The 20,834-nt window shown below is 72.5% G+C and carries 15 protein-coding genes; 9 read left to right on the top strand and 6 right to left on the bottom strand.

Annotation, left to right across the window (positions count from 1 at the left end):
- Window positions 1–121 precede the first annotated feature (121 nt).
- The 6 genes from trpC to lgt all read left to right on the top strand — a co-directional run bounded on the left by trpC (window position 122) and on the right by lgt (window position 5,229).
- Complete coding sequence (trpC, locus tag ACIQNU_RS06755) at window positions 122–931, top strand: indole-3-glycerol phosphate synthase TrpC (RefSeq protein WP_401361615.1); 810 nt, start codon at window positions 122–124, stop codon at window positions 929–931.
- Window positions 816–1,124: a tryptophan biosynthesis modulator TrpM gene (gene trpM / locus ACIQNU_RS06760; RefSeq protein WP_401361617.1), complete on the top strand. Its 309-nt coding sequence runs from the start codon at window positions 816–818 to the stop codon at window positions 1,122–1,124. Before trpC ends, trpM begins: the two co-directional genes overlap by 116 nt.
- 36 nt (window positions 1,125–1,160) lie before the next feature.
- Entirely contained in the window at window positions 1,161–2,447 is a 1,287-nt protein-coding gene (gene trpB / locus ACIQNU_RS06765; protein WP_401361619.1) for a tryptophan synthase subunit beta, read from the top strand.
- Window positions 2,444–3,319: a tryptophan synthase subunit alpha gene (trpA, locus tag ACIQNU_RS06770; RefSeq protein WP_401361621.1), complete on the top strand. Its 876-nt coding sequence runs from the start codon at window positions 2,444–2,446 to the stop codon at window positions 3,317–3,319. The genes trpB and trpA overlap by 4 nt, the downstream gene beginning before the upstream one ends.
- Window positions 3,320–3,400: 81 nt before the next feature.
- On the top strand, window positions 3,401–4,177 hold the full coding sequence (locus ACIQNU_RS06775; protein WP_401361623.1) for a thioredoxin domain-containing protein: 777 nt from the start codon (window positions 3,401–3,403) through the stop codon (window positions 4,175–4,177).
- Window positions 4,178–4,272: 95 nt separating this feature from the next.
- Window positions 4,273–5,229 carry a prolipoprotein diacylglyceryl transferase gene (lgt, locus tag ACIQNU_RS06780; protein ID WP_401361625.1) on the top strand — a complete coding sequence of 319 codons (957 nt, stop codon included), beginning with the start codon at window positions 4,273–4,275 and terminating at the stop codon, window positions 5,227–5,229.
- An 18-nt stretch (window positions 5,230–5,247) separates the two neighbouring features.
- Here lgt and ACIQNU_RS06785 read toward each other — a convergent pair whose 3' ends face one another.
- The 6 genes from ACIQNU_RS06785 to ACIQNU_RS06810 all read right to left on the bottom strand — a co-directional run bounded on the left by ACIQNU_RS06785 (window position 5,248) and on the right by ACIQNU_RS06810 (window position 12,506).
- Window positions 5,248–6,165 carry an HpcH/HpaI aldolase/citrate lyase family protein gene (locus ACIQNU_RS06785; protein ID WP_401361627.1) on the bottom strand — a complete coding sequence of 306 codons (918 nt, stop codon included), beginning with the start codon at window positions 6,163–6,165 and terminating at the stop codon, window positions 5,248–5,250.
- Complete coding sequence (locus ACIQNU_RS06790; RefSeq protein WP_401361629.1) at window positions 6,162–7,397, bottom strand: CaiB/BaiF CoA transferase family protein; 1,236 nt, start codon at window positions 7,395–7,397, stop codon at window positions 6,162–6,164. The genes ACIQNU_RS06785 and ACIQNU_RS06790 overlap by 4 nt, the downstream gene beginning before the upstream one ends.
- The gene (locus ACIQNU_RS06795) at window positions 7,397–8,917 is read right to left on the bottom strand and encodes an ADP-ribosylglycohydrolase family protein (protein WP_401361631.1); all 1,521 of its coding nucleotides are present in this window, start codon (window positions 8,915–8,917) and stop codon (window positions 7,397–7,399) included. Before ACIQNU_RS06795 ends, ACIQNU_RS06790 begins: the two co-directional genes overlap by 1 nt.
- A complete protein-coding gene (locus ACIQNU_RS06800) occupies window positions 8,914–10,170 on the bottom strand; it encodes an ADP-ribosylglycohydrolase family protein (RefSeq protein ID WP_401361633.1) in 1,257 nt (418 codons plus the stop codon). The genes ACIQNU_RS06795 and ACIQNU_RS06800 overlap by 4 nt, the downstream gene beginning before the upstream one ends.
- Before the next feature lie 6 nt (window positions 10,171–10,176).
- Entirely contained in the window at window positions 10,177–11,364 is a 1,188-nt protein-coding gene (locus ACIQNU_RS06805; protein WP_401362509.1) for an ADP-ribosylglycohydrolase family protein, read from the bottom strand.
- A gap of 110 nt (window positions 11,365–11,474) precedes the next feature.
- Entirely contained in the window at window positions 11,475–12,506 is a 1,032-nt protein-coding gene (locus ACIQNU_RS06810) for an ADP-ribosylglycohydrolase family protein (RefSeq protein WP_401361635.1), read from the bottom strand.
- 946 nt (window positions 12,507–13,452) lie between these two features.
- Between ACIQNU_RS06810 and ACIQNU_RS06815 the strand changes: the two genes are divergently transcribed.
- The 3 genes from ACIQNU_RS06815 (at window position 13,453) to ACIQNU_RS06825 (ending at window position 20,710) form a co-directional block, all read left to right on the top strand.
- Window positions 13,453–14,184 (top strand): VIT1/CCC1 transporter family protein, encoded by a 732-nt coding sequence (locus ACIQNU_RS06815; RefSeq protein WP_401361637.1) that lies wholly within the window; start codon window positions 13,453–13,455, stop codon window positions 14,182–14,184.
- 561 nt (window positions 14,185–14,745) lie between these two features.
- Complete coding sequence (gene gltB, locus ACIQNU_RS06820; protein ID WP_401362511.1) at window positions 14,746–19,257, top strand: glutamate synthase large subunit; 4,512 nt, start codon at window positions 14,746–14,748, stop codon at window positions 19,255–19,257.
- On the top strand, window positions 19,250–20,710 hold the full coding sequence (locus ACIQNU_RS06825) for a glutamate synthase subunit beta (RefSeq protein WP_401361639.1): 1,461 nt from the start codon (window positions 19,250–19,252) through the stop codon (window positions 20,708–20,710). The genes gltB and ACIQNU_RS06825 overlap by 8 nt, the downstream gene beginning before the upstream one ends.
- Window positions 20,711–20,834: the final 124 nt, after the last annotated feature.

A 20,834-nucleotide genomic window follows, 5' to 3' on the forward strand; every position in this document is an offset into this window, starting at 1 on the left:
CCACCAGATGCGAGGCAGGCCGCGTCCTGCGGATACCATCGCAAGGACCGCCGGAACCGCTTTCGGTCCCGTCCGGTTCGACAGCTTCACAGTTCACCGTCAGGGAAAGGGGTCCGCTCGCGTGAGTGTGCTCGACGAGATCATCGACGGAGTCCGTGCCGACCTCGCGGAACGACAGGCGCGCGTCAGCCTCGACGAACTCAAGGAGCGCGCCGCGAAGGCTCCCCGGGCGAAGGACGGCGTGGCCGCGCTGCGCGGTGACGGCGTCAAGGTCATCTGCGAGGTCAAGCGCTCCAGCCCCTCCAAGGGCGCCCTCGCCGCGATCGCCGACCCCGCGGCCCTCGCCGCCGACTACGAGGCGGGCGGCGCCGCCGTCATCTCCGTCCTCACCGAACAGCGCAGGTTCGGCGGCTCGCTCGCCGACCTGGAGGCCGTCCGCGCCAAGGTCGCGATCCCCGTCCTGCGCAAGGACTTCATCGTCACCTCGTACCAGCTGTGGGAGGCCCGCGCGTACGGCGCCGACCTCGCCCTGCTGATCGTCGCCGCCCTCGACCAGCCCGCCCTGGAATCCCTCATCGAGCGCGCCCAGTCCATCGGGCTCACCCCGCTCGTCGAGGTCCACGACGAGGACGAGGTCGAGCGCGCCGTGGACGCGGGCGCCCGCGTGATCGGGGTCAACGCACGCGACCTGAAGACCCTCAAGGTCGACCGCTCCACCTTCGAGCGGGTCGCCCCTGAGATCCCCGACGAGATCGTGAAGGTCGCCGAGTCCGGCGTCCGCGGGCCGCACGACCTGATCGCGTACGCCAACGCGGGTGCCGACGCCGTACTCGTCGGCGAGTCCCTGGTCACCGGCAAGGACCCCAGGGCCGCCGTCTCCGACCTCGTCGCGGCGGGCGCCCACCCGGCACTCCGGCACGGCAGGAGCTGATCCCGCCATGCCGATCTCGTCCCGCCTCGCGCGCGGCTGCCGCCCCCGCGGCTGCCGCGCCCCCGCGAGGCGCGTGCACGGGCGGCGCGTGCGGTACGTGATCGGGGACGAGCCAGGTCAGGTCAACGGTCAGCGATGGCGCCGGCGCCGGGGCACCGCCCCGGCACCCCTCCACGACCTCCGTCAGACCTAGACCCAGGGTGCCCCGACGCACCCCGTGAGGTACCGCATGTCCAGTGAGTTCTTCCTTCCCGATCCCGACGGGACCGTTCCCAGCGCCGAGGGGTACTTCGGCGCCTTCGGCGGCAAGTTCATCCCCGAGGCGCTCGTCGCCGCCGTGGACGAGGTCGCCGTCGAGTACGACAAGGCCAAGTCCGACCCCGCCTTCGCCGCCGAGCTGGACGACCTGCTCGTCCACTACACCGGGCGGCCCAGCGCGCTCACCGAAGTGCCCCGGTTCGCCGAACACGCCGGTGGCGTACGGATGTTCCTCAAGCGTGAGGACCTCAACCACACCGGATCCCACAAGATCAACAATGTGCTCGGGCAGGCGTTGCTCACCCGGCGCATGGGCAAGACCCGGGTCATCGCCGAGACCGGCGCCGGACAGCACGGCGTGGCCACCGCCACCGCCTGCGCCCTGTTCGGCCTCGAATGCACCATCTACATGGGCGAGATCGACACCCAGCGGCAGGCGCTGAACGTCGCCCGGATGCGGATGCTCGGCGCCGAGGTCATCGCCGTGAAGTCCGGCTCCCGCACCCTCAAGGACGCCATCAACGAGGCGTTCCGCGACTGGGTCGCCAATGTGGACCGTACGCACTACCTGTTCGGGACCGTGGCCGGGCCGCACCCCTTCCCCGCGATGGTCCGGGACTTCCACCGGGTCATCGGTGTCGAGGCGCGCCGCCAGATCCTGGAGCGGGCCGGGCGGCTGCCCGACGCGGCCGTCGCCTGCGTCGGCGGCGGCTCCAACGCCATCGGCCTCTTCCACGCCTTCATCCCCGACGCCTCCGTACGCCTCATCGGCTGCGAGCCCGCCGGGCACGGCATCGAGACCGGGGAGCACGCGGCGACCCTCACCGCGGGCGAGCCCGGCATCCTGCACGGCTCCCGGTCCTACGTCCTCCAGGACGAGGAGGGCCAGATCACCGAGCCGTACTCGATCTCGGCGGGCCTCGACTACCCGGGCATCGGCCCCGAACACGCGTACCTCAAGGACAGCGGGCGCGGCGAGTACCGGGCCGTCACCGACGACGCGGCCATGCAGGCGCTGCGGCTGCTGTCCCGTACCGAAGGCATCATTCCGGCCATCGAGAGCGCCCACGCGCTCGCGGGCGCCCTGGAGGTGGGCCGCGAGCTGGGCCCCGACGGGCTGGTCGTGGTCAACCTCTCCGGACGCGGCGACAAGGACATGGACACCGCCGCGCGCTACTTCGGCCTGTACGACACGGACGCCGCCGTCGAGGCGGACGCGAACGGCGGCTCCGCCGAGATCCAGGGGGACGCGAAGTGAGCGGGACACCTTCCAGCGGGGCATCTTCCAGCGGGGCGCGTTCCGGCGGTGGCCAGGGACGGCTGCTCGCCGACACCCTCGCCGCCGCCAAGGCCGACAACCGCGCGGCCCTCATCGCCTACCTCCCGGCCGGTTTCCCCACGGTGGACGGCGGTATCGAGGCGGTCAAGGCGGTCTTCGACGGCGGCGCCGACATCGTGGAGGTCGGCCTTCCGCACAGCGACCCGGTGCTCGACGGGCCGGTCATCCAGACCGCCGACGACATCGCCCTGCGCGGCGGCGTCAAGATCGCCGATGTGATGCGCACGGTCCGCGAGGCCCACGAGGCCACCGGCAAGCCGGTCCTCGTGATGACGTACTGGAACCCGATCGACCGGTACGGCGTCGAGCGGTTCACCACCGAGCTTGCCGAGGCGGGCGGCGCCGGGTGCATCCTGCCCGACCTGCCCGTCCAGGAGTCCGCGCACTGGCGCGAACACGCCGAGAAGCACGGACTCACCACCGTCTTCGTCGTCGCGCCCAGCAGCAAGGACGTGCGGCTCGCGGAGATCACGGCCGCCGGTTCCGGCTTCGTCTACGCGGCGTCCCTGATGGGCGTCACCGGCACCCGGGAGTCGGTCGGCGCGCAGGCGCAGGACCTGGTGCGGCGCACCCGCGCCACCACCGACCTGCCGGTCTGCGTCGGCCTCGGCGTCTCCAACGCCGACCAGGCCGCCGAGGTCGCCGGCTTCGCGGACGGCGTCATCGTCGGCTCGGCCTTCGTCAAGCGCATGCTCGACGCGCCGGACGCCGCGGCGGGCCTCGACGCGGTGCGGGCGCTGGCGGGGGATCTCGCGCGAGGCGTGCGGCGGGGAGTGCGGCGCGGCGTGTAGTCCTCACGGGGCGCGTAACTCGTCCGAGTGGACCTGGGACCGGGGAGGCACGCTGGTGCCTCCCCGGTTCGTTGGCGGGGTGTGAGTGAGAAGAACCGTGAGGGAAAGCGCACTGCGCGTGAGCGGCTGGCCGCCGAGCGGCAGCGCGAGAAGAGCCGGGACAAGCGGCGCCGGGGCCTGATCGTGGGCGGAGCCGTCGTCGGCGTCCTCGCGCTGGCGGCCGTCATCGGAGTGATCGCCGCGAACACCGGCGGCAGCAAGGGCAACACCTCGGGGCCGGTGGTCGCGCCCAAGGGGGCGACCGGCAAGGACTCGCTGGCCATTCCGGTCGGCCAGGACACCGCCAAGTCGACCCTCACGATCTGGGAGGACTTCCGCTGCCCCGTCTGCAAACAGTTCGAGGACATGTACCGCTCGACGATCCATGAGCTGACCGGCAGCGGAAAGCTGAAGGTCGAGTACCACTTCGCGACCCTCATCGACGGCAATCTGGGCGGCAGCGGCTCGCTCCACGGGGCGAACGCGGCGGCGTGCGCGCAGGAGGCCGGCAAGTTCACCGAGTACCACGACGTGCTCTTCGAGAACCAGCCCGCCGAGACCGACGACGCCTTCGCCAGCAACCCCAAGCTGATCGAGCTGGCCGGGAAGGTGCCGGGGCTGGACACGGACACGTTCAAGAAGTGTGTGAACGACGGGACGCACAACAGCTGGGTCGCCCAGTCCAACAAGGCCTTCCAGGCCGGCAAATTCCAGGGCACCCCGACGATCCTGCTCGACGGCAAGAATGTCTACGGCGACCAGCAGAACCCACTGACCCCGCAGAAGCTGACGCAGATGGTGGACGCGGCGAACAAATAGGGCCGTGCCGGGGGCGGGTGCGGGGCTCCCGTTATGGAGCCGTAGCCGTGGGGGTTGCCGCCCCTCCCATCCGGCAGGGTAGCGTCGACCCTGCCATGGAATTTGCCTTCATCCCCAGCCCCTCGCGCGGTGTGGTGCACATCGGCCCCATTCCGCTGCGCGGCTACGCGTTCTGCATCATCATCGGCGTCTTCGTGGCGGTGTGGCTCGGCAACAAGCGCTGGGTCGCCCGCGGCGGACGGCCCGGCACGATGGCCGACATCGCCGTCTGGGCGGTGCCCTTCGGCCTCGTCGGCGGCCGGCTCTACCACGTGATCACGGACTACCAGCTGTACTTCAGCGACGGCCGTGACTGGGTGGACGCCTTCAAGATCTGGGAGGGCGGCCTCGGTATCTGGGGTGCCATTGCGCTCGGCGCGGTCGGTGCCTGGATCGGGTGCCGCAGGCGGGGTATCCCGCTCCCTGCGTACGCCGACGCCGTCGCCCCCGGCATCGCCATCGCCCAGGCCATCGGCCGCTGGGGCAACTGGTTCAACCAGGAGCTGTACGGCAAGGCGACCGATCTGCCGTGGGCCGTGAAGATCACATCCGCGACGGACGGGCGGGTGCCGGGGACGTACCACCCGACCTTCCTGTACGAGTCGCTGTGGTGCATCGGCGTCGCGGTCCTCGTGATCTGGGCGGACCGGCGGTTCAACCTCGGACACGGGCGGGCGTTCGCGCTGTACGTCGCGTCGTACTGCGTAGGCCGCTTCTGGATCGAGTACCTGCGGGTGGACGACGCCCACCACTTCCTGGGCCTGCGCCTCAACAACTGGACCGCGCTCGGCGTCTTCCTCCTCGCGGTGCTCTACTTCGTCCTCTCGGCGCGGTCCCGTCCGGGCCGGGAAGAGGTCGTGGAGCCCGGGGCCGACGACGCGACCGAGTCCGCCACGGCAACCGAGTCCTCCGATTCCCCGGAGGCTTCCGCGGACGCGGAGGCCCTTGACGAGGCGGTCGGCGCTCCGGTTCCGGACCTGACGAAACCGGCAGAAGACGCCAAGAAGGTCTGACACCCGTGCGCTGATCCGTCAGCAGGCCGGGTCGGCCGTCGTCAGAGTGTGATGGGCCGCTCTGACGACGGCCGCGTCGATGAAGTGGCCGTTGGGAAGGGCCTGGGCGCCCTCGTTCCCGGCCGCCGCCGCCAGCACCTCCCGTGCCCTGGCCACCTCCTCGTCGGACGGCAGGAACGCCTTCGCGATCACCGGGAGCTGGCGGGGGTGGATCGCCATCCGGCCGAAGAAGCCAAGGGCACGGCCCCGCGCGCAGGAGGCCGCCAGGCCGTCCAGGTCCCGTACATCGGGGAAGACCGACTGCGGGGGCGCCGCGAGCCCGGCCGCGCGGGCCGCCACCACGACCCGGCCCCGCGCCCAGTCCAGCGCCGAATCCTCGCGTACGCCCAGATCGGCCCGTAGATCCGCCTCGCCGAGGGCAAGGCCCCGTACCGCCGGATGGGCCTCTGCGATGGCGAAAGCCTGTTCGATGCCCAGGGCGGATTCCAGCAGGGGGTGCAGCGCCGGTACCTCGGGGGTGCCCGCGCCGTCGCCAGGGCCGCAGCACTCGCCGGTGCGGGGGTCCGCGCCGGCCCACCCCTGGGGCACGGGGGCGTACTGCCGGGCCACCGTGCGGACCTGGGCGGGCCTGGTCACCTTCGGGAGCCGTAGCCCCGACACCCCGGCCAGGCCCGCCATCGCGGCGAGATCGACCGCGGCGAGCGGCCCGTCGACCGCGTTCACGCGGACGTGTACCGGCAGGGGCTGCGGCGCCGTGAGACGTTCGGCCGTGGCCGCGCGGGCGTACTCCTTGCGGTCGGGGGCGACCGCGTCCTCCAGGTCGATCACCACCACATCGGCGCCCGCCACCAACGCCTTCGCCACCACATCAGGCCGGTCCCCGGGGGCATAGAGCCAGGTCAGCGGCGTACGGGCGACCGTGCTCGGGTCCGTCATACGGCACCTTCCGCGCGCAGCGCCATGATCTCCGGGCCGGTGAGCCCCAGCTCGCCCAGCACCTCGTCCGTGTCGGCGCCATGCGCCCGGCCCGCCCAGTGGATCGCACCGGGCGTCTCGGAGAGGCGGAAGAGGACGTTCTGCATCCGCAGCGGGCCGAGATCCGGGTCGTCCACGGTGGTGACCGTGTCCAGAGCCCCGTACTGCGGATCCGTCATGACGTCCCGTACGTCCTGGATCGGGGCCACCGCCGCCTCCGCCTTCTCGAACGACGCCACCACGTCGTCGCGGGTGCGCCGGGCGATCCAGTCGCCGACCGCCGCGTCCAGGACGTCCGCGTGCTTGGCGCGGTCGGCGCCCGTCGCGAACCACGGCTCGTCGACCAGGTCCGGGCGGCCCACCAGACGCATCACCCGCTCAGCGACGGACTGCGCCGACGTGGACACGGCGACCCAGGCGCCGTCCGCCGTGCGGTAGAGGTTGCGCGGCGCGTTGTTCGTGGAGCGGTTGCCGGTGCGGGGCTGTACGTGGCCGAGCTGGTCGTACCAGAGGGTCTGCGGGCCGATCGCCAGCAGGATCGGCTCGATGATCGCGAGGTCCACGACCTGTCCGCGCCCGGTGCGGTCCCGGGCGGCGAGCGCCGTCATCACCGCGTACGCCGTCGCCAGGCCCGCGATGGAGTCGGCGAGGCCGAACGGCGGCAGTGTCGGTGGGCCGTCCGGCTCGCCGGTCGCGGCGGCGAAGCCGCTCATCGCCTCGGCGAGCGTCCCGAACCCGGGACGGCGGGCGTACGGCCCGAACTGGCCGAAGCCGGTGACCCGCGCGAGCACCAGGCGCGGGTTCGCGGCCGACAGCTCCTCCCAGCCCAGGTCCCATTTCTCCAGGGTTCCCGGGCGGAAGTTCTCGATCACCACGTCCGCGTCGGCGACCAGGCGCAGCAGCGTCGCGCGTCCGCCGGCCGCCGACAGGTCGAGCGTAATCGGCCGCTTGTTGCGGCCGAGGAGCTTCCACCACAGGCCCACGCCGTCCTTCGCGGGGCCGTGGCCACGGGACGGGTCGGGCCTGCGCGGATGCTCGACCTTGATCACCTCGGCGCCGAAGTCGCCGAGCATCGTCGCGGCGAGCGGTCCCGCGAAGAGGGTCGCGAGGTCGAGGACGCGCAGGCCGGAGAGGGGAGCGGTACGAGGCGCAGCCCGGTGGGCCGTGGCCGGGGTCGTCGTCGCGTCGGTCATCAGGTGTCGGCTCCTGTGCGTGCGTCGGGGGCGGGGGCCGCGGGCCGCGCCGCCGTGAGGTCGTGGGTGAGGGCGGCCAGCGCGTCGAAGCCGATGCCGTCGAAGTCCGCGACCGAGGTGGCGAGCCGGTTCTTCAGCGGCGCCGTCCAGCGCGACGGCAGCGCGTCGGGGTGACCGGCGATCAGACCGGCGATCGAACCAGCCGTCGCCCCGTTCGAGTCGGTGTCCCAACCCCCCGACACCGCACGGCAGATGGAGCCGCCGAAGTCGCCGTCGGCGTGGGTGAGCGCGGCGGCGACCAGGGCGGCGTTGGGCAGGACGTGCACCCAGTGGTGGTCGCCGTACAGGAGGTGGAGCTGGTCCACGACGGTGTCGAAGTCGCGTTCCTGCCGGGCCAGCCGGATGCCCTGCCGCACCGCGCGGGCGAGCCGTGACTCCGGTGGGACGACGGCGAGCCCCGCCCGCAGACAGGCGTGCACGTCACTGGAGGGGCGCCCCGCCGCGCCGGGCGCCGCTCCGCCCGCCGCCGTGGCGATGACGGCGGCCGTGAACATCGCCCCGTACACCCCGTTCGCGGTGTGGGTCAGGGTCGCGTCGCGGTGGGCCTGCGCGGCGGCGGCGGCCGGGTCGCCCGGATGGGTCCAGCCGTGCAGATCGGCGCGGATGAGCGCGCCGATCCACTCCCGGAACGGATTGCGGCGGCGGGCCGTCTCCGGCGGCTCGATCCCGTCGAGGAGATTGCGGTACGCGATGCGCTCGGCGGTGAAGGTGCGGCCCGCGGGGAGTTCGTCGAGCCAGAGCCGGGCCAGGTCCGCGGTGCTGAAGCCGGGGCCGTGGCGGCGCAGCAACAGCAGATTGAGGAGGGGGTAGTTGAGGTCGTCGTCCTCGGGCATGCCGTCGATGTTCTCGGCGAGCGAGGTGGTGGCGGAGCGCCGGTTCCAGGGGTGGGCGCGGGCGAGGTCGGCGGGGACCCCGCGCGCCGTGAACCAGGTGTGCAGCGGCCAGTTGCCGGTGACCCCGGCGAGCGCGCGGATTCCGGCGAGCGGCAGCTTTTCGACCGGTTTGCCGAGGAGGCAGCCGACGGCGCGGCCGAGCCAGGCGGCCTCAAGGCGGGCGACCGGGACGGCGCCGCCGGCGGTGGCCCTTCCAGGGGTGGCCCTTCCGGTACCGGCCCCGGTACCGGCTCTTCCGGTGTCGGCCGGTGGGGCCGGCCAGTGGGCGCACAGCGCCTTGATCTCGGCGAGGTCGGTGGGCTCGTGGGCGGCCGAAGGACACGGCAACGCGTCCAGTTCGTCTAGGAGTTCGACGGCGAGCGCCCGCAGGTCCGGCGGCGCCGGTACGGGGGACGCGCCGGCCCGGTCGGGCGCCGCCGGGCCGCCCGCCGCGCGCCAGCGGGCCGCGACCGCCGATGCGTCCCGGCCGTCCTGCGTGGCCTGCCGCAGCTCGTGCCCGACCAGGTCCTCGGGCTGCACCCAGGTGAGCCGCAGCGGGTCGGCCGCCGGGCGCGCGGGGCCGGTCATCGGGGGTCCGTGGGGGCGTTGGTGGCCGGGGTGGTCCGGGTGAGGTGGGCGAACTCCTCGTCCCGGGCGCGGTGCCGCTCACGGTCCCGGGCCGCGATCTCGTACGTGACCTCCGTGAGCGTCGTGGCCGGGCCGTGCAGGTCGAGGCGGCTGGCCGTGCGGACGGTGTCCGTCCACTCCTCGGGGACCGGTGAGCCCAGGGCGCCCGCGAGCGCGCCCGCCATGGTGGCGATCGAGTCGCAGTCGCGGCCGTAGTTGACGGCGCCGAGCACCGCCTGACGGCAGTCGCCGGAGGCCACCAGGACCATGCCGAGCGCGATCGGCAGTTCCTCGATCGCGTGCAGCCGGGACGGGCGGCGGGCGCCGAGGGACGGGGCGCGGTAGTCGGGCCCGACCGTGTCGTACGGTGCGACGGCGGTCCGCAGCGGGCCGAGCGCGGACTCGAAGTCGTCGTGCCGCGCGGCGACCTCGCACACCGCCTCGATCGCGGTCCGCGTGCCGTCCTTCGCGAGGCCGAGGCAGGCGTCGACCACGGACTCGGCCGTCGCGCCGGGTCGGCACGCCGCGGCGACGGCCGCCGCGAACACACCGGCCGCCTCCCTCCCGTACGACGACTGATGGGCGCCCGCCATGTCGAGGGCTTCGGCGTAGGCGCCGCGCGGATTCGCGGCGTTGACCAGGCCGACGGGGGCCATGTACATCGCGGCGCCGCAGTTGACGATGTTGCCGGTGCCCGCCTCGCGCGGGTCCACATGCCCGTAGTGCAACCGTGCGACCAGCCACTTCTCGGCGAGGAAGATCCGTTGCAGCGGCAGCGCCTCGGCCTCCAGCTCCGGGATCCAGACCGGGTTCGTGATCAGCTCGGGGACCAGGTGCTCGGCGACGGCGTACGCGTCGAGGTGGTCACGGACCTTGCCGTACACGCGGATCAGGGCGTGTGTCATCAAGGTGTCGTCGGTGACGTGTCCGTCGCCCTTGTGGTACGGGGCGATCGGCCGGGCGGTGCGCCAGTCGTCGCCGTGCCAGGGGCCGACGACGCCCCGCACCCGGCCGCCGTGCCGTTCGGCGATCTGCTCGGGGGTCCAGCCCTCGACCGGGCCGCCGAGCGCGTCGCCGACGGCGGCGCCCGCGAGTGCGCCGGCGATGCGGGCGGAGAGGTCGGGGTCGGTGGGCCCCGGGTCGGTGAGGTCGGGGTCTGCGTGGCGGGTTCCGGTCGCGGGCTCCGGGTCCGTCTCGGGGTCGGTGAGCGTCATGCCGGATCAGCCTCCTGGTGTGGGCGGTACGGGCGTGGTGGGTGCGGTGGGTTCCGTGGCGGTGAGGTGGGCGGCGAGTTCCACGAGGTCCGTACCCGTCAGACGGGGGAGCGCACAGCCCGACAGGGTCCGGCAGGCGGCGCGCCAGGTGGCGGGCAGCGTGTCACCGCCGCCGAGCGCGCCGGTGAGCGCTCCTGCGAGTGCGGGCGCTGAGTCCGCGACCCGCGACAGACAGGCCGCGGCGGGCACGGCCTCGGCGATCCGGCCCCGCGCGGCGACGGCGAGCGCGAGGGCGACCGGGACGGTCTCGGCGGCGGCGATGCCGTAGCTGTAGACGTGGTCGACGATTTGGTGTTCGAGGAGGGGTACGAGGGCGAAGGCGCCGTCGGTGTCGCGGGCGAGCCGGATCGCGTGCCGTGCGTTGCGGCCGATCTCGGTGGGCTCGGGGAGCTGGGCGAGGGCCGCGTTCACACAGGTGTCGACGTCCGCGCCGCCGAGCGCCGCCGCGACGGCCGCCGCCATCGCGCGGGCGCCGTGCACTCCGTCGCCGTCCTGGGTGTACCGAGCGTCGAACTCGGCCAGCTCCGCGGCCTGTCCGGGGTCGCCCGGGTGGACCACGGCGAGCACACAGGCCCGTACACAGGCGGCGTCGTCGAAGTAGTGCGGGTTGTCGTGGCCGGTGGCGGGCGGGCGCAGTCCGGCGGCGAGGTTGCCGAGCCCCGCGCGGACCGAGATCCGGGCGCGCAGGGGGAGGACGGCCGACTCGACCTCGGGGGCGCGGTCCGCCGCGGCGGCGATCTCGGCGGCGAGGCAGGTCCAGGACAGGTCGAGCGCGGAGCGGGTACGGCGGCTTCGGCTCAGGTCGTCCAGCGGTCCGGCGCCGGCCGCGCGCAGGACGGCCTCCGCCGTGAACACGGCCCATTCGGCGTCGTCGGACGGGCCGAGGCGGAGGGGTTCGGGCGGCTGGTTGAGCGCGATCGGTACGGGCAGGGTGGTGGTCGCGTTCTGTTCGGCGAAGGTGTCCAGCTCCCGGGTGAGGCGCCGGGTCCACTCGGGCATCCGCGCGGCGCGGTGCCGTGCGGCGGGCCATCCGGCGGCGTCGCCTGCGGCCAGTCCGAGGAGGAGCCCTTCGATGCGGCGGGGTGGGCGGGTGTGGGTGAGGGGTGCGGGGGTGGTGGCGGTGGTGATGGTGATGGCCGTGGTGGCTGTGGCCGTGGTGGTGGTGTCGAGGGGGGTCTCGGCTGCGGTCTGAGGGTTCGCGGGGCCCTCCGGTTCGCCCTGTCCGGAGGCCACGTACGCCGGGCTCACGCGATCACCCCGTGACGGGCGATTCGGGTCGCCGGGCCGTCCTCGTCCGGGGTCAGGAGGTCCGCGATGTCGAGAATGTGGTGGCCCTTCATCGAGGGGAGACAACTGCCCCGGCAGGGGCCGATGGGGGTGGTCCAGGCCGGTGGGATCGCGGCGATGCCCCGGGTCGCGCCCGCGAGCGCGCCGGCCACGGCCGCCGTGGTGTCCGCGTCGCGGCCCATGTTGACCGCGGTCAGAACGGCATCGGTGAAGTCGCCGTCGGCGACCGCGTACGCGCCGAAGGCCAGGCCGACCGCCTCCGGCGCGAGGTCCGTCCACGGATAGCCGCCGATCACCACGGCCCGGCGTACCGCGCGCTCCCCGAGGTGCGCGACCCCGACCGCGCGGCGCAGCGAGCGGGCCGTCCAGCAGTCGTCGGGGATGACCGACAGGGCCGACGCGACCACCGTGACCGGCGGTGCGCCGGCCATCGCGGCGGCGACCCCGGCCGCGACCGCCTGGCCGCCGTAGATGCCCTCGCCGTCGTGGCTGACGGTGCCGTCGATGGCGACGAGCCGGGCCGCCTCGGCGGGGCGGCCCGCCGCGAACACCCCGAACGGCGCGGCCCGCATCGCGAGGCCGTCGCTCCAGGCGTGCCGGTGCTGCGCCGAGATGGGGGCGGCGAGGCCGCGCCGCAGGTTCTCCAGGGTGCCGCGCTCGCTGAAGCCCGCGCCCCGGAACGGGCCCTCGTCCAGGTCCGCGATCCACTGGTGCCAGGCCGCCTCGACGTGGGCGACGGTGAGGGCGGAGCCGTGCCGGGCGAGCAGCAGGCCCGAGAAGATCGCGTACTCGGTGTCGTCGGTGCCGGCCGGGCTGTCCACCACGTATCCGGTGATACGGCCCCAGCGGGCGCGGATCTCCGAGGGCCGCATGTTCTCGGCGGGTGCCCCGAGCGCGTCGCCGACGGCGAGGCCGAGCAGCGCGCCTCGGGCCCGTTCGCGGGCGTCCGGGGGCGCCGGGATCGAGGGTGTGCGGGCAGTGGACGCCATGGAAGTGCCGCCTTACCGAGGCCGGGTCTGCTTCCTGGATCTGTCCCACGTTGCGCTGTCGCTGGACCTTGGCGGGGGGGAGTGTCACCCCTTCGACATATGTGCGGGGGTGTGTTCGGATGAGCATTGGCTCCGCCGGTTTGCGCCGTGGGGGTTGCCTCGCCGTCGCGGCGGGGTTGTGGGGCTGCGCCCCTCCGCCCTGCTCCCGGATCCAAGGGCTGCGCCCTCGGGACCCGGCCTTCTGGGCGGCTCGGCACCGCCGGTTTGCGCCGTCGTGGTTGCTCGCCGTCGCGGCGGGGTTGTGAAGGGGCTGCGCCCCTTCGCCCGCTCTCGGTTCCAGGGGCTGCGCCCCTCGGACCCGCCTCGCTTCCAAGGGCTGCGCCCTTGAGTCCCGGTCGTTCGGGCGGCTCGGCACCGCCGGTTTGCGCCGTCGTGGTTGTTCGCCGTCGCGGCGGGGTTTGAGGGGGCTGCGCCCCTTCGCCCCGCTCTCGGTTCCAGGGGCTGCGCCTCTCGGACCCGCCTCGCTTCCAAGGGCTGCGCCCTTGAGTCCCGGTCGTTCGGGTGGCTTGGCGCCGCCGGTTTGCGCCGTCGTGGTTGTTCGCCGTCGCGGCGGAGTTTGAGGGGGCTGCGCCCCTTCGCCCGCTCTCGGTTCCAGGGGCTGCGCTCCTTTGCCCCGTTCTCCGACCCGGATCCGCGCCCCTCGGAGCGGGTGGCTCAGGTGGGGGCTCGGCCCCCAAGATCCGCCGCGACGGCGAGTAACCACCCCCCACCCGCCCGGCGGTGTTCGGGCCGGTCCGCAGGGCCACTGACCCTGCCCGGTGGTGAGCGGGGTCCCGCGAGGGGCGCTGGTAAGTACGGCCTTCCTTGCTGGCGGGAGGGGTTTTTCGTGCGTAGGTTCGACGGTGTTCCGCGAAAGCGGGCGCTGGAGTGAGGAGTACGGAGAGTCATGGCGATCATCGACACCGAGGCGAGCCTGCACGCGGCGCATCGTGACAATCACACGCACCGCGATGTCAACGGCGGCTGGCTGCGCCCCGCCGTCTTCGGCGCCATGGACGGACTCGTGTCCAACCTCGCCCTGATGACCGGTGTCGCCGGCGGAGCCGTCTCGCAGCAGACCCTCGTCATCACCGGCCTCGCGGGCCTGGCCGCCGGCGCCTTCTCGATGGCGGCCGGCGAGTACACCTCCGTCGCCTCGCAGCGCGAACTCGTCGAGGCCGAGCTGGACGTCGAGCGCCGCGAGCTGAAGAAGCACCCCAAGGACGAGGAGCAGGAACTCGCCGAGCTGTACGCGGCGCGCGGCGTCGAGCCCGAGCTGGCCCGCGAGGTCGCCCGGCAACTGTCCAAGGACCCGGAACAGGCGCTGGAGATACACGCCCGCGAGGAACTGGGCATCGACCCGGGCGACCTGCCCTCGCCGACCGTGGCCGCCGTGTCGTCGTTCGGCTCCTTCGCGCTGGGCGCCCTGCTCCCGGTCCTGCCCTATCTGCTCGGCGCGACCAGCATGTGGCCCGCCGTGCTCCTCGCCCTCGCCGGACTCTTCGCCTGCGGCGCCGTCGTGGCCAAGGTGACCGCGCGGTCCTGGTGGTACAGCGGACTGCGGCAGCTCGCCCTGGGCGGCGCGGCGGCCGGTGTGACGTACGCCCTGGGCACGCTGTTCGGTACGGCGCTAGGGTGACCCGCCACACCGTTCGCCCCATTCCGGCTCTCTCCGGGTGCTCACCTATACGAGGGACCGTATAGGTAGCTGTTACGGGGCGGTTTCGAGTCCTTGACGGCGGGGCATGAGCCGTAAGCGCCGTGGGCAATGACGCCTGCTCCGTCATCTCGCAGTACCCCGGACCAGCGGTCATCGATCTGTCCGTCACGGTCCCCGAAAGTGATCCGTAGGCCCCTGGGCTCCGCCGTCACCCACGGCACCACCACCGCCGTCACCGCCGTCACCGCACCGCCGTCGCACCGCCACCCCCCATGCGACCGCGCCGCGACCGCACAGCGACCACACTGCGACCGCACCCGCAGTGTCCGCATGCTGGAATGAAGTATCCACTTTCCGAGAACCATTCCATCATGTAACCTGCACGAAATTTCTCGCAGAGGGCCAACGTCGTCCCTCGGCACCTGCTATATGCCACCGACGACGACGGGAGAGCCGATGCGTACGCCGCGCCAGCCGTCCCAGCACTCCATGACCGGCCAGAACTGGTCATACATGGATGCTCGCCCTGCCGCGCAGGGGATGTACGACCCGCGCAACGAGCACGACGCCTGCGGCGTCGGCTTCGTGGCCACCCTCACCGGCGAGGCGAGCCACACGCTGGTCGAGCAGGGGCTCACGGTTCTGCGGAACCTGGAGCACCGCGGCGCCACCGGCTCCGAACCCGATTCCGGCGACGGTGCCGGAATCCTCTCCCAGGTCCCCGACGCGTTCCTCCGCGAGGTGGCCGGATTCGATCTGCCCGAGGCCGGCGCGTACGCCGTGGGCACCGCCTTCCTGCCCCTGGACGGCACGGCCGACGCCGTCTCACGCATCGAGACGCTGGCCCATGAGGAAGAGCTGACGGTCCTCGGCTGGCGCGAGGTCCCCGTCGCCCCCGGACTCCTCGGCGCCACGGCCCGTTCCACGATGCCCGCCTTCCGGCAGCTCTTCGTCACCGACGGCCGCAGCACCGGCATCGACCTGGACCGCAAGGTCTTCGTACTGCGCAAGCGCGCCGAGCGTGAGGCCGGGGTGTACTTCCCCTCGCTGTCCTCGCGCACCCTCGTCTACAAGGGCATGCTGACCACCGGCCAGCTGGAGCCCTTCTTCCCCGACCTGTCGGACCGCCGCTTCGCGAGCGCCATCGCCCTGGTGCACTCCCGGTTCTCCACGAACACCTTCCCGAGCTGGCCGCTCGCCCACCCGTATCGCTTCGTCGCGCACAACGGTGAGATCAACACCGTCAAGGGCAACCGGAACTGGATGCGGGCCCGCGAGTCGCAGCTCGCCTCCGACCTGTTCGGCACCCAGGACGCCCTGGAGCGCACGTACCCCGTCTGTACGCCCGACGCGTCGGACTCGGCCACCTTCGACGAGGTCCTGGAGCTGCTCCACCTCGGCGGGCGCTCCCTGCCGCACAGCGTGCTGATGATGATCCCCGAGGCCTGGGAGAACCACGCCTCCATGGACCCGGCCCGCCGCGCCTTCTACCAGTTCCACGCCACGCTGATGGAGCCCTGGGACGGCCCCGCCTGCGTCACCTTCACCGACGGCACCCAGGTCGGCGCCGTCCTCGACCGCAACGGCCTGCGCCCCGGGCGCTACTGGGTCACCGACGACGGCCTCGTCGTCCTCGGCTCCGAGGTCGGCGTCCTCGACATCGACCCCGCCAAGGTCGTCCGCAAGGGCCGCCTCCAGCCCGGCCGGATGTTCCTCGTCGACACCGCCGAGCACCGCATCATCGAGGACGACGAGATCAAGGAAGCGCTCGCCGCCGAACAGCCGTACCAGGACTGGTTGGAGGCCGGAGAGATCGAGCTGGAGGACCTGCCCGAGCGGGAGCACATCGTGCACACCCACGCCTCGGTCACCCGCCGGCAGCAGACCTTCGGCTACACCGAGGAGGAGCTGCGCGTCCTCGTCGCGCCGATGGCCAAGGCCGGCGCCGAGCCGATCGGCTCGATGGGCACGGACACCCCGATCGCGGCCCTGTCCTCCCGCCCCCGGCTGCTCTTCGACTACTTCACGCAGCTGTTCGCGCAGGTCACCAACCCGCCGCTGGACGCCATCCGCGAGGAACTCGTCACGTCGCTGCGGTCCTCGCTCGGCCCGCAGGGCAACCTTCTGGACCCCAGCGCCGCGTCCTGTCGCAGCGTCACGCTCCCCTTCCCGGTGATCGACAACGACGAGCTGGCCAAGCTCATCCACATCAACGCCGACGGCGACATGCCGGGCATGAAGGCCGTGACCCTCTCCGGTCTCTACCGGGTCTCCGGCGGCGGCGACGCGCTCGCCGCCCGGATCGAGGAGATCTGCGGCGAGGCCGACGCGGCCATCGAGGCCGGCGCCCGGCTCGTCGTCCTGTCCGACCGGCACTCCGACGCCGAGCACGCGCCGATCCCGTCGCTGCTGCTCACCGCCGCCGTGCACCACCACCTCATCCGCACCAAGCAGCGCACCCATGTGGGCCTGGTCGTGGAGGCGGGCGATGTCCGCGAGGTCCACCATGTCGCGCTGCTCATCGGCTTCGGCGCCGCCGCCGTCAACCCGTACCTCGCGATGGAGTCCGTCGAGGACCTGGTCCGGGCCGGCACCTTCCTGCCCGGCACCGAGTCCGAGACCGCCATCCGCAACCTGATCCACGCCCTCGGCAAGGGCGTACTCAAGGTCATGTCCAAGATGGGCATCTCGACCGTCGCGTCCTACCGCGGCGCCCAGGTCTTCGAGGCCGTCGGACTCGACGAGGGCTTCGTCGAGAAGTACTTCAACGGCACCGCCACGAAGATCGGCGGCGTCGGTATCGACGTCATCGCCCGCGAGGTCGCCGCCCGGCACGCCAAGGCGTACCCCGCGTCCGGCATCGCGCCCGCGCACCGCGCCCTCGACATCGGCGGCGAGTACCAGTGGCGCCGCGAGGGCGAGCCGCACCTCTTCGACCCGGAGACCGTCTTCCGGCTCCAGCACGCCACGCGCAGCCGCCGCTACGACATCTTCAAGCAGTACACGAGCCGGGTGAACGAGCAGTCCGAGCGGCTGATGACCCTGCGCGGCCTGTTCGGCTTCGCCAGCGACCGGCCGTCCGTCCCGCTGGACGAGGTCGAGCCGGTCTCCGAGATCGTCAAGCGGTTCTCCACCGGCGCCATGTCGTACGGCTCCATCTCGCGCGAGGCCCACGAGACCCTTGCCATCGCCATGAACCAGCTGGGCGCCAAGTCCAACACCGGCGAGGGCGGTGAGGACGCCGACCGGCTCTACGACCCGGCGCGCCGCTCCAGCATCAAGCAGGTCGCCTCCGGCCGCTTCGGCGTGACCAGCGAATACCTCGTCAACGCCGACGACATCCAGATCAAGATGGCCCAGGGCGCCAAGCCCGGCGAAGGCGGCCAGCTGCCCGGCCACAAGGTGTACCCGTGGGTGGCGAAGACCCGGCACTCGACGCCGGGCGTGGGGCTCATCTCGCCGCCGCCGCACCACGACATCTACTCCATCGAAGACCTCGCCCAGCTCATCCACGACCTGAAGAACGCCAACCCTCAGGCCCGCATCCACGTCAAGCTGGTCTCCGAGGTCGGCGTCGGCACGGTCGCCGCGGGCGTCTCCAAGGCCCACGCGGACGTCGTCCTCATCTCCGGACACGACGGCGGTACGGGCGCCTCGCCGCTCACCTCGCTCAAGCACGCGGGCGGCCCCTGGGAGCTGGGCCTCGCCGAGACCCAGCAGACCCTGCTGCTCAACGGGTTGCGGGACCGGATCGTCGTCCAGACCGACGGCCAGCTCAAGACGGGCCGCGACGTCGTCATCGCCGCGCTGCTCGGCGCCGAGGAGTTCGGTTTCGCGACCGCGCCGCTCGTCGTCTCCGGCTGCGTCATGATGCGCGTCTGCCACCTCGACACCTGCCCGGTCGGCATCGCCACACAGAACCCGGTGCTGCGGGAGCGGTTCGCGGGCAAGGCCGAGTTCGTCGTCAACTTCTTCGAGTTCATCGCCGAAGAGGTCCGCGAAATCCTCGCCGAGCTGGGCTTCCGCACCCTGAAGGAAGCCGTCGGACACGCCGAACACCTCGACGTGGCCCGCGCCATAGAGCACTGGAAGGCCCAGGGCCTCGACCTGGCACCGCTGTTCCACGTCCCCGCACTGCCCGAGGGCGCCGTACGCCACCAGGTCGTCGCACAGGACCACGGCCTGGAGAAGGCCCTCGACAACGAGCTGATCAAGCTCGCCGCCGACGCGCTCGCCGCGAACGCCCAGGCCGACGCGCAGCCCGTACGCGCCCAGGTCGCCATCCGCAACATCAACCGCACGGTCGGCACCATGCTCGGCCACGAGGTGACGAAGAAGTTCGGCGGCGCCGGTCTGCCCGAGGACACCATCGACATCACCTTCACCGGCTCGGCGGGCCAGTCGTTCGGCGCGTTCGTGCCGCGCGGCGTGACCCTGCGCCTGGAGGGCGACGCCAACGACTACGTCGGCAAGGGCCTGTCCGGCGGCCGGATCGTGGTCCGCCCGGACCGGGGCGCCGACCACCTCGCCGAGTTCTCCACCATCGCGGGCAACACCATCGCGTACGGGGCGACCGGCGGTGAGCTGTTCCTGCGCGGCCGGACCGGTGAGCGGTTCTGCGTCCGCAACTCCGGGGCCACCGTCGTCGCGGAAGGCGTCGGCGACCACGGCTGCGAGTACATGACCGGCGGGCACGCCGTCGTACTCGGCGAGACCGGACGCAACTTCGCGGCCGGCATGTCCGGCGGCATCGCCTACGTCGTCGACCTCGACCGGGACCACGTCAACGCGGGCAACCTCGCCGCGATCGAACCCCTGGACGACACCGACAAGCAGTGGCTGCACGACGTGGTGCGCCGCCACCAGGAGGAGACCGGCTCCACGGTCGCCGAGAAGCTCCTCGCCGAGTGGGACACCGCGGTGGACCGCTTCACCAAGATCATCCCCAGTACGTACAAGGCCGTGCTCGCCGCCAAGGACGCCGCCGAGCGAGCCGGACTCTCCGAGTCCGAGATCACCGAGAAGATGATGGAGGCGGCGACCAATGGCTGATCCCAAGGGCTTCCTGAACCACGGCCGTGAGGTCGCCAGGACCCGCCCGGTCGACGAGCGCGTACGCGACTGGAACGAGGTCTACGTCCCCGGCTCCCTGCTGCCGATCATCAGCAAGCAGGCCGGGCGCTGCATGGACTGCGGCATCCCGTTCTGCCACAACGGCTGTCCGCTGGGGAACCTGATCCCCGAGTGGAACGACTTCGCGTACCGCGAGGACTGGAGCGCCGCGTCCGAGCGGCTGCACGCCACCAACAACTTCCCCGAGTTCACCGGGCGGCTGTGCCCCGCGCCCTGCGAGTCGGCGTGCGTCCTCGGCATCAACCAGCCGGCCGTGACCATCAAGAACGTCGAGGTCGCCATCATCGACAAGGCCTGGGAGAGCGGCAGCGTCGCCGCGCAGGCCCCCGAGCGGCTGTCCGGCAAGACCGTCGCCGTGGTCGGCTCGGGCCCCGCGGGCCTCGCCGCCGCCCAGCAGCTCACCCGGGCGGGCCACACCGTCGCCGTCTACGAGCGCGCCGACCGCATCGGCGGCCTGCTGCGCTACGGCATCCCCGAGTTCAAGATGGAGAAGCGGCACATCAACCGGCGCATCGAGCAGATGCGCGCGGAGGGCACCAAGTTCCGTACGGGTGTGGAGATCGGCCGTGACATCGACGCCGCGAAGCTCCGCAAGCGCTACGACGCGGTGGTCGTCGCGGCCGGTGCCACCGTCTCGCGCGACCTGCCGGTGCCGGGCCGCGATCTGAACGGCATCCACTTCGCCATGGAGTATCTGCCGCTCGCCAACAAGGTGCAGGAGGGTGACTACGTGGCGCCCCCGCTCACCGCCCGGGGCAAGCACGTCGTCGTCATCGGCGGCGGCGACACCGGCGCGGACTGCGTGGGCACCGCCCACCGTCAGGGCGCCGCCTCGGTCACCCAGCTGGAGATCATGCCGCGCCCCGGTGACGACCGGGCGCCGGGCCAGCCCTGGCCGACGTTCCCGATGCTCTACAAGGTGACATCGGCGCACGAGGAGGGCGGCGAGCGCGTCTACTCCGTGTCGACCACCCACTTCGAGGGCGACGAGGACGGCAACGTCCAGTTCCTGCACCTCGTCGAGGTCGAGTTCACCGACGGCAAGCTCACACAGAAGCCGGGCACCGAGCGGAAGATCCCCGCGCAGCTCGTCACCCTCGCCATGGGCTTCACCGGCACCGACCAGGAGAACGGTCTGGTCGCGCAGTTCGGCCTCGCACTGGACGCGCGCGGGAACATCGCCCGCGACGGCGACTTCCACACCAATGTCCCCGGTGTCTTCGTCGCCGGTGACGCGGGACGAGGCCAGTCCCTCATCGTGTGGGCCATCGCCGAGGGCCGCTCCGCGGCGCGCGGCGTGGACCGCTTCCTCACCGGGGCCAGCGACCTGCCGTCCCCGATCCGCCCCACGGACCGCGCCTTGACGGTCTGACCGGACAACGCGTAACGGACAACCGGACCTGACGGTCCCTCATGAACGTCCCGTACAAAGGCGTACGGAACACAGCGCGGCGCCTGCCTCCCTGTCCCCGACCGGACGACTTGGCAGGCGCCGT

This window comes from Streptomyces sp. NPDC091292, from assembly GCF_044757265.1.
GTDB lineage: Bacteria > Actinomycetota > Actinomycetes > Streptomycetales > Streptomycetaceae > Streptomyces.